This is a genomic window from Pseudomonas sp. HD6422 (genome assembly GCF_025377065.1).
In the GTDB taxonomy this organism is placed as follows: domain Bacteria; phylum Pseudomonadota; class Gammaproteobacteria; order Pseudomonadales; family Pseudomonadaceae; genus Aquipseudomonas; species Aquipseudomonas putida_U.
On the sequence record NZ_JAHWIW010000024.1, the window covers coordinates 88,268 to 96,247 of the forward strand.

Below are 7,980 nucleotides of genomic sequence, written 5' to 3' on the forward strand. Positions count from 1 at the left end.
CCGGCCCAGGAGCCCAGCATGATTCCAGGAGAAATCCAGGTCGCCGACGGCGACATCGAACTCAATGTCGGTCGCGAAACAGTCAGCGTCAGCGTCGCCAATCATGGCGACCGGCCGGTGCAGGTCGGTTCGCACTACCACTTCTATGAGGTCAACGACGCGCTGGTGTTCGAGCGCCAGCCGACCCGCGGCTTTCGTCTGGATATTCCAGCCGGCACCGCCGTGCGTTTCGAGCCGGGCCAGTCGCGTACCGTGCAGTTGGTGGCGTACGCCGGCAAGCGCGAGGTCCACGGCTTCCAGGGCAAGGTGATGGGCGCGCTGGAGGGCAGGGCATGAGCCGTATTTCCCGCCGGGCCTATGCCGACATGTTCGGCCCCACCGTCGGCGACCGCGTGCGCCTGGCCGACACTGCGCTGTGGGTGGAGGTCGAGAAGGATTTCACGATCTATGGCGAAGAGGTCAAGTTCGGGGGTGGCAAGGTCATTCGTGATGGCATGGGCCAGGGCCAGATGCTCGCAGCCGAAGCCATGGACCTGGTCTTGACCAATGCCTTGATCATCGATCACTGGGGCATCGTCAAGGCCGACATCGGCGTCAAGCATGGGCGCATTGCCGCGATTGGCAAGGCCGGCAACCCCGACGTGCAGCCGGGCGTGACCGTGCCGGTAGGGCCGGGGACCGAGGTGATCGCGGCCGAAGGCAAGATCGTCACCGCTGGCGGTATCGATTCGCACATCCACTTCATCTGCCCACAGCAGGTCGAGGAGGCGCTGACCAGTGGCGTCACCACCTTCATCGGCGGCGGCACCGGGCCGGCCACCGGCACCAACGCCACTACCTGCACACCGGGCCCCTGGTATCTGGCGCGCATGCTCCAGGCTGCCGATACCTTGCCGATCAACATCGGTTTGCTGGGCAAGGGCAATGCTTCGCGTCCGGAGGCTCTGCGCGAACAGATCGTCGCTGGCGCGGTCGGTCTGAAGCTGCATGAGGACTGGGGCTCGACCCCGGCAGCCATCGACTGTTGCCTGGGTGTGGCCGAGGAAATGGATATCCAGGTGGCGATCCACACCGATACCCTCAATGAGTCCGGTTGCATCGAGGACACCCTGGCGGCCATCGGCGATCGTACCATTCATACCTTCCATACCGAGGGCGCCGGTGGCGGCCATGCCCCGGACATCATTCGCGCGGCTGGACAGGCCAACGTACTGCCGTCGTCGACCAACCCGACCCTGCCCTATACGGTCAACACCGTCGACGAGCACCTGGACATGCTCATGGTCTGCCACCACCTGGACCCAAGCATCGCCGAAGACGTGGCCTTCGCCGAGTCGCGCATCCGTCGCGAAACCATCGCCGCCGAGGACATCCTTCACGACATGGGCGCTTTCGCCATGACCTCGTCCGACTCCCAGGCCATGGGGCGGGTCGGCGAAGTGGTGCTGCGGACCTGGCAGGTGGCCCACCAGATGAAGCTGCGCCGTGGCCCGCTGGCACCAGACGGCGCATACAGCGACAACTTCCGGGTCAAGCGCTACATCGCCAAGTACACCATCAACCCTGCGCTGACCCACGGCATCGCCCATGAAGTCGGCTCGGTTGAGGTGGGCAAGCTGGCCGATCTGGTGCTGTGGGCACCGGCGTTCTTTGCGGTCAAGCCAGCCCTGGTGATCAAGGGTGGGATGATCGCTACCGCGCCCATGGGCGACATCAATGGCTCGATCCCGACCCCGCAGCCGGTGCATTACCGGCCGATGTTCGGCGCCCTGGGGGCCGCTCGCCATGCCACGCGCATGACGTTCCTGCCTCAGGCGGCCATGGACCGTGGCCTGGCCGAGGAACTCGGGCTGCGCAGCCTGATCGGCGTGGCTCACGGCTGCCGCCAGGTGCGCAAGGCCGACATGCTGCTCAACACCCTGCAGCCGGTGATCGAAGTCGATTCGCAGACCTACCAGGTGCGCGCCGATGGCGAACTGCTGGTCTGCGAACCGGCCAGCGAGCTGCCGCTGGCCCAGCGTTATTTCCTGTTCTGAAGGAGTGAAGATGATCGTTCTGACTCGCCGAATCGAGCGCGCCGACCGCGTCGATGGCACTGTCACCCTGGATGTCGACAGCCGCATCAAGAGTCGCTTGCGCGTGACCCTGGACGATGGCCGCGATGCGGGCCTGATGCTCGAACGCGGGCACTTGCTGCGTGGCGGCGAGCTGCTCGCCGATGCCGAGGGCGGCCAGGTCGTGCGCGTGCTGGCCGCGCGCGAGGCGGTATCCACGGTGCGCTGCGATGACCCGCACCTGCTGGCCCGTGCTGCCTACCACCTGGGTAACCGCCACGTGCCGTTGCAGATCGAGCCGGGCCTGCTGCGCTACCAGCATGACTATGTGCTCGATGACATGCTGCGCGGCCTGGGCCTGACCGTAGAGGCCGAGCAGGCGCCTTTCGAGCCTGAAGCCGGGGCCTACCAAAGTGCACCGCATAGCCACAGCCATAGCCACGACCACCCGTTCGTGCGCCTGCCATCCCACACCTGATCCTGCTGTTAATGGAGCTTATGATGAAGAAGACGTTCGCCCTTGTCCTGCTGATGGTCGCGCTGCCGGCCTTTGCCCATCCCGGCCACGATGCCAATCCGCTGCACGATGGCCTGCTGCATCCGCTGACCGGCCTCGATCACCTGCTCATGCTGTTGGGTACCGGCGTGCTGGCCGCGCTGACCCGGCGTAACCTGGTCCTGCCACTGGCGACCTTGGCCGCGATGTTCGCCGGCGCCGTATGTGGGCACCTGTTCGGTGATGTGCTGGGTATGGAGAGCATGATCGCCGTGTCGGTGCTGGTCGCTGCCGCCGCCGTCCTGCTGCCCAGCCGCCAATTGCTGCTGGCGCTGGCCATGCCGGTGTTCGCCCTGTTCCATGGCTGGGCCCACGGTGTGGAAGCGACGCCAAGCGCGTTCTGGCAGTTCAGTGCCGGCTTCGTCACTGTCAGCGGCCTGTTGCTCTTGGCTGCCTTTGCCGTCGGTTGCCTGCTGCGCCGCCATAGCGGTCTGCAGAAGGCCTTCGGTGGCGGCCTGCTGGCCGGTGCCGCCGTCGTGCTGGCCGGTTGATGAACAGCGACCTGGCACTGCTGCGCTTGCTGCAGTTGGCCAGCCCCGGCCTGCCGGTCGGCGGCTTCACCTATTCGCAAGGCCTGGAATGGGCGGTGGAGGCGGGCTGGGTGAGTGACACCGGCGCTTTCGCCGCCTGGCAGCGCGAGCAGATGCACGACACCCTGGTCTACCTCGACTGGCCGGTGTTGGCGCGCCTGTACCGGGCCTGCCAGGCCAATGATGCCGAGGCATTCGCTCGCTGGAGCCGATTCCTGCTGGCCAACCGCGAGACCGCCGAACTGCGTCTTGAAGAGCAGCAGCGCGGCGCGGCCTTGGCGCGGATGATCGATGGCTGGCAACTGGGCCAGGAGCCGGCCTGGCGCGCCAGTCTGGAGCTGACCCAGCTCGGCGGTATGGCCTGGCTCGGCGCCCATTGGTCGATTCCACTGCGACAGCTCGCCCTGGGCCACGCATTCGCCTGGCTGGAAGGTGCAGTGATGGCTGGCGTCAAGCTGGTGCCATTCGGCCAGCAGGCGGCGCAGACCCTGTTACGTGACTTGGGCACGGAACTGTCCGACCTGCTCGATCAGGCCCTGGCCCTGGCCGACGATCAGCTCGGTGGAGGCTTGCCGTTGCTTGCCATCGCTTCGTCACGACACGAAACCCAATACACCCGTCTATTCCGTTCTTGAGGACTGCCTTCATGCAAAGTTATCAGCAACCCCTGCGCGTCGGTGTCGGCGGCCCGGTCGGTTCCGGCAAGACCGCGCTGCTCGAAGCCCTGTGCAAGGCCATGCGCGATCACTACCAGATTGCCGTGGTCACCAACGATATCTACACCAAGGAAGACCAACGTATCCTCACCGAGGCCGGCGCCCTGGAGCCTGAGCGCATCGTCGGTGTCGAGACCGGCGGCTGCCCGCACACCGCCATTCGCGAAGACGCTTCGATGAATCTGGCCGCAGTAGAGGGGCTGGCACGCAAATTCGGCAATCTGGAAGTCATCTTCGTGGAAAGCGGCGGCGACAACCTGAGTGCCACCTTCAGCCCGGAACTGGCTGATCTGACCATCTACGTGATCGACGTCGCCGAAGGCGAGAAGATCCCGCGTAAGGGCGGCCCGGGCATCACCAAGTCCGATTTCCTGGTGATCAACAAGACCGACCTGGCGCCCTATGTCGGGGCTTCCCTGGAGGTGATGGAGCGTGACACCCAGCGCATGCGCCCGCAGCGCCCGTGGACCTTCAGTAACCTGAAGAAGGGCGAGGGACTGCAGGCGGTCATCGACTTCATCGTCGAGCGCGGCATGCTTGGCGTCAGGGGGTGAGTGTTCGCTTGGGAGGGGTAGTGCCGCACACATCGAGCGCACGCTTCGCGAAGCGTGCCCTCACCCCCGCCTATCACCCATCAACGCCCACAACCGCGGGTCTTCAAAATCGTCGATCACCAGCCCAGCTCCCGCTGCCAAAAGCCGTTCTTCGGTCTGGGTGGTGGCCAGCCCCACGGTGAAGATCCCTGCCGCACTGGCCGCACGCACTCCTGGCAGCGAATCCTCGAAGGCCAGGGCCTGTTCGGGCCTGGCGCCCAGGCGCTGCAAGCCGGTCAGGTACGGCAGGGGGTCGGGCTTGGGCCGGGCCAGCTCTTCGGCCACCAGCACGTGCTCGAACTGCGCGCCCAGGCCCATGGCTGCGAGCATGTGCTCGGCATTCAGGCGCGGCGCATTGGTCACCACGCACATGCCCATCGCCTGAGCCTCGGCATAGGCCAGCAAGCGCAGCAGTCCCGGCATCGGAGCCAGCACCGGCGCCAGTTCGCGGAACAAGGCCTCCTTGCGCGCGGCCAGGGCCGCGCATTCGGCGGCGCTGGCGGCGGGAAACAACTCGGCGAACAAGGCGCCGTTGGCCCGACCGCTGACCTGTGCATCGAACTGCGCCTGGGTCAGCTCACGGCCGTCATAGTCATGCAGCAACTGGCGGAAGGCCTGCAGGTGCAGGGTATCGGTATCGGTCAGGGTTCCATCGAGGTCGAACAGCAGGGCGGTCAGCATCAGGCATCCAGGCAAGAAAAACACAACACCCTGGGATGATAACCAAAGCAGCCGATGAAGGGGGCTGTTCAGTGTGTTCCGAAAAGAGTACAAATGTACTCCATGGACACACTGACCCCAAAACGCCGGGCAATCCTCGGCTTCATTCGCGAACGCATCGCCGACCATGGCCAGCCGCCAAGCCTGGCCGACATCGCCACGCGCTTCGGTTTCGCCTCGCGCAGCGTGGCACGCAAGCACATTACGGCGCTGTGCCAGGCCGGTTATATAGACGTCACCCCCAACCAGGCGCGCGGTATCCGCCTGGCCGAGCCATTGCGCCGTCCGGAAATCCTCGAAATCCCGGTGCTGGGGCAAGTCGCCGCCGGTGCGCCGATCGGTCCCGACCTGGGTATCCACGAGCAACTGTTGCTCGATCCCAGCCTGTTCCGGCGTACCCCCGACTACCTGCTCAAGGTGCGCGGCGACTCGATGATCGATGACGGCATCTACGACGGCGATCTGGTGGGCATTCTTCAGCAAGCCGATGCGGGTGACGGCCAGATCGTGGTTGCCCGCCTGGATGGCGAGGTCACCATCAAGCGCTTGCAGCGCCAACCTGGCGGTTATCGGTTATTGCCGCGCAACCCGGCCTATGCCCCGATCGACGTCGGTCCAGAACGCGACTTCTGCATCGAAGGCGTCTTCTGTGGCCTGTTGAGGCGTGACTGATGGGCGCGGTCGTCGACCTGGACCGGCTGCTCGACCAGCGCCAGGTATGGCGTGGTCGGCAAGCCCAGGCCCGGCCCCAGGGACTGCAGCCTACCGGGCACGCCGCGCTCGACGAGCGCTTGCCCGATGGCGGCTGGCCCGCTGCTGCGCTGACCGAACTGCTCCTGGCCAGCCCCGGTTGCGGTGAGCTGCACCTGCTCTGGCCCTCGTTGGCACGGCTCAGCGCCGAGGGTGGCCGGGTGGTGCTGGTGGCGCCTCCTTTCGTGCCCTACGCGCCGGCCTGGCAGGCCGCGGGGGTGGACCTGCGCTGGCTGGTGCAGGTGGACGCCCAGCAGGCCGATGCCTTGTGGGCTGCCGAACAGTGCCTGCGCTCGGGTAGTTGCGCTGCGGTGCTGTGCTGGCCGGAGCGTGCCGACGACCGCGCGTTGCGACGCCTGCAGGTGGCGGCCGAAACCGGCCAGGCCCTGGCTTTCGCCTGTCGTTCGCAACAGGCTGCGCACAATCCGTCGCCGGCTGCATTACGCGTTGCCATCGACGCCCGTCCGGCGCAATGGCGAGTGCTCAAGTGCAGGGGCGGCCTGCCGCCGGCCGGGGCCATCCCCAGCCCAGGGCGGGGATGATGCAGCATGCTCTGGGCCTGTATTCTCCTGCCGCAGTTGGCGCTCGACTCGGTCCTGCGCGAACGCCCCGACCCCGATAGTCCGCTGGTACTGGTCAACGGGCCGACCCAGCGCCGCGTCTTGCAGGCAGTCAATCCGGCCGCCCGGGCCTTGGGCCTGCGTGCGGGGCAGACACTTACCGCAGCCCGTGCGCTGGCCGATGGCTTCGCCTGCGTAGAGGTCGAGCCGGCGCGCATCGAGCAACTGCAACAGTTGCTGGCGGCCTGGGCCTACCGATATAGCGCCCAAGTCAGCCTGCATTATCCCCGTGCCTTACTGCTCGAGGTGGGTTCGAGCCTGCAATTGTTCGGTCCCTGGCCTACCTTCGAGGCACGGCTGCGTCAGGAACTGACCGAGCTGGGACTGCGCCAGCGCATCGTGTTGGCCACCAATCCGGTTGCCGCACGTATGCTCGCCAATGGTCACGATGGCCTGGCCCTGACCTGTCCGCAGCAGACCCGCGAGGCACTGGCGAGCATGCCCATCGAGCGTATCGGGCTGCCAGGTGATGCCGCCGAGGCCTTTTCACGCATGGGGTTGTGCCGGCTCGGTGAAGTCCTGGCCTTGCCCCGCGACGCTCTGGCCAAGCGCTTTGCCGCCAAGGTGCAGTTACATCTGGACCAGTTGCTCGGCCTGCGCAGCCTTGGACTGGACTTCTACCAGCCGCCGGACCGCTTCGAGGCTCGGCTCGAACTGAATTTCGACGTCGAGTCGCATCAGGCGCTGTTGTTCCCACTGCGCCGTCTGCTCAATGACCTGGCGGCCTTTCTGGCCGGGCGCGACTGTGGCGTGCAGCGATTTTGCCTGCACCTGGAGCATGCCGAGGGGGCAGACACCTTGCTCAAGGTCGGGTTGCTGGCGGCCGAGCGCGATGCGGCGATGTTGTTCGAGCTGGCACGAGGGCGGCTCGAACCTCTGCAGATTCCGGCGCCGGTGCGTAATCTGCGCCTGGTAGCCGATGACCTGCCGGCCTTCGTGCCGCAGCACAGGGCGCTGTTCGATCCGCGTGCCCAGCAGTTGCAGCCCTGGGAGCAATTACGAGAGCGCCTGCGGGCTCGGCTTGGCGATAACGCCGTCAAAGGCCTGCGCGCCGAAGCCGATCATCGTCCGGAGTGTGCCTGGCAGGCGGCGGAGCAGGGCGGTCAGGGCGCGTTGGCGGTGCTGCCGGGCAGCCGACCTGGCTGGTTGTTGCCGGCACCGCTGGCATTGGGCGAGGGTGGCCATCGCCTGCTCGGGCAGGCCGAACGGATCGAGTCCGGCTGGTGGGACGGTGGCGATGTGCGGCGCGATTACTACCGCATCGAAACCCGCGAAGGATTACGCGGCTGGGCCTATCAGGACCTCGCGGCGCCGGGGCCGTTGTGGCTGCAAGGGTGGTTTGCTTGACATCCTCCCCGCCCTATAAGGACGGGAATTCCTACAGGTAGACGGCCATGCCCGACCGCGAGAATGTTCCTCGCCGCGTTAATGTCGCGGTCGT

10 protein-coding genes are annotated in these 7,980 nt (G+C 66.2%); 9 read left to right on the forward strand and 1 reads right to left on the reverse strand.

Features of this window, described 5'->3' with window-relative positions; genetic code table 11:
- The first annotated feature begins 18 nt into the window (after positions 1-18).
- From KY379_RS18170 to ureG, 6 genes are read left to right on the forward strand one after another with little or no spacing between them, the layout of a single operon-like run.
- A complete protein-coding gene (locus KY379_RS18170; RefSeq protein ID WP_133324175.1) occupies positions 19-336 on the forward strand; it encodes an urease subunit beta in 318 nt (105 codons plus the stop codon).
- Positions 333-2,036, forward strand: coding sequence for an urease subunit alpha (gene ureC, locus KY379_RS18175; RefSeq protein ID WP_261241053.1), 1,704 nt, complete (start codon positions 333-335; stop codon positions 2,034-2,036). The genes KY379_RS18170 and ureC overlap by 4 nt, the downstream gene beginning before the upstream one ends.
- Before the next feature lie 10 nt (positions 2,037-2,046).
- The gene (gene ureE, locus KY379_RS18180) at positions 2,047-2,532 is read left to right on the forward strand and encodes an urease accessory protein UreE (protein WP_261241052.1); all 486 of its coding nucleotides are present in this window, start codon (positions 2,047-2,049) and stop codon (positions 2,530-2,532) included.
- Between the two features lie 23 nt (positions 2,533-2,555).
- The gene (locus KY379_RS18185) at positions 2,556-3,101 is read left to right on the forward strand and encodes a HupE/UreJ family protein (protein ID WP_261241051.1); all 546 of its coding nucleotides are present in this window, start codon (positions 2,556-2,558) and stop codon (positions 3,099-3,101) included.
- A complete protein-coding gene (locus tag KY379_RS18190; protein ID WP_133324171.1) occupies positions 3,101-3,775 on the forward strand; it encodes an urease accessory protein UreF in 675 nt (224 codons plus the stop codon). Before KY379_RS18185 ends, KY379_RS18190 begins: the two co-directional genes overlap by 1 nt.
- Positions 3,776-3,786: 11 nt before the next feature.
- The gene (gene ureG, locus KY379_RS18195; RefSeq protein ID WP_133324170.1) at positions 3,787-4,410 is read left to right on the forward strand and encodes an urease accessory protein UreG; all 624 of its coding nucleotides are present in this window, start codon (positions 3,787-3,789) and stop codon (positions 4,408-4,410) included.
- A gap of 60 nt (positions 4,411-4,470) precedes the next feature.
- On the opposite strand, the gene KY379_RS18200 is transcribed toward ureG, so the two are convergent.
- The gene (locus KY379_RS18200; protein ID WP_133324169.1) at positions 4,471-5,130 is read right to left on the reverse strand and encodes an HAD family hydrolase; all 660 of its coding nucleotides are present in this window, start codon (positions 5,128-5,130) and stop codon (positions 4,471-4,473) included.
- Positions 5,131-5,223: 93 nt separating this feature from the next.
- On the opposite strand from KY379_RS18200, the gene lexA reads away from it, so the two are divergent.
- The 3 genes from lexA to KY379_RS18215 are packed head-to-tail and all read left to right on the forward strand — an operon-like array spanning position 5,224 to position 7,886.
- Complete coding sequence (lexA, locus tag KY379_RS18205) at positions 5,224-5,841, forward strand: transcriptional repressor LexA (RefSeq protein WP_196174308.1); 618 nt, start codon at positions 5,224-5,226, stop codon at positions 5,839-5,841.
- Positions 5,841-6,461, forward strand: a complete 621-nt coding sequence (gene imuA, locus KY379_RS18210) for a translesion DNA synthesis-associated protein ImuA (RefSeq protein WP_261241048.1) — start codon at positions 5,841-5,843, stop codon at positions 6,459-6,461. The genes lexA and imuA overlap by 1 nt, the downstream gene beginning before the upstream one ends.
- 6 nt (positions 6,462-6,467) lie before the next feature.
- Entirely contained in the window at positions 6,468-7,886 is a 1,419-nt protein-coding gene (locus tag KY379_RS18215; RefSeq protein ID WP_196174310.1) for a Y-family DNA polymerase, read from the forward strand.
- The last annotated feature ends 94 nt before the right edge of the window (positions 7,887-7,980 follow it).

What these genes read in the sequence shown, in the direction of transcription:
- KY379_RS18170 (WP_133324175.1), top strand. Translation starts at nt 19, where the DNA reads ATGATTCCAGGAGAAATCCAGGTCGCCGACGGCGACATCGAACTCAAT.
- ureC (WP_261241053.1), top strand. Translation starts at nt 333, where the DNA reads ATGAGCCGTATTTCCCGCCGGGCCTATGCCGACATGTTCGGCCCCACC.
- ureE (WP_261241052.1), top strand. Translation starts at nt 2,047, where the DNA reads ATGATCGTTCTGACTCGCCGAATCGAGCGCGCCGACCGCGTCGATGGC.
- KY379_RS18185 (WP_261241051.1), top strand. Translation starts at nt 2,556, where the DNA reads ATGAAGAAGACGTTCGCCCTTGTCCTGCTGATGGTCGCGCTGCCGGCC.
- KY379_RS18190 (WP_133324171.1), top strand. Translation starts at nt 3,101, where the DNA reads ATGAACAGCGACCTGGCACTGCTGCGCTTGCTGCAGTTGGCCAGCCCC.
- ureG (WP_133324170.1), top strand. Translation starts at nt 3,787, where the DNA reads ATGCAAAGTTATCAGCAACCCCTGCGCGTCGGTGTCGGCGGCCCGGTC.
- KY379_RS18200 (WP_133324169.1), bottom strand. Translation starts at nt 5,130, where the DNA reads ATGCTGACCGCCCTGCTGTTCGACCTCGATGGAACCCTGACCGATACC.
- lexA (WP_196174308.1), top strand. Translation starts at nt 5,224, where the DNA reads ATGTACTCCATGGACACACTGACCCCAAAACGCCGGGCAATCCTCGGC.
- imuA (WP_261241048.1), top strand. Translation starts at nt 5,841, where the DNA reads ATGGGCGCGGTCGTCGACCTGGACCGGCTGCTCGACCAGCGCCAGGTA.
- KY379_RS18215 (WP_196174310.1), top strand. Translation starts at nt 6,468, where the DNA reads ATGCTCTGGGCCTGTATTCTCCTGCCGCAGTTGGCGCTCGACTCGGTC.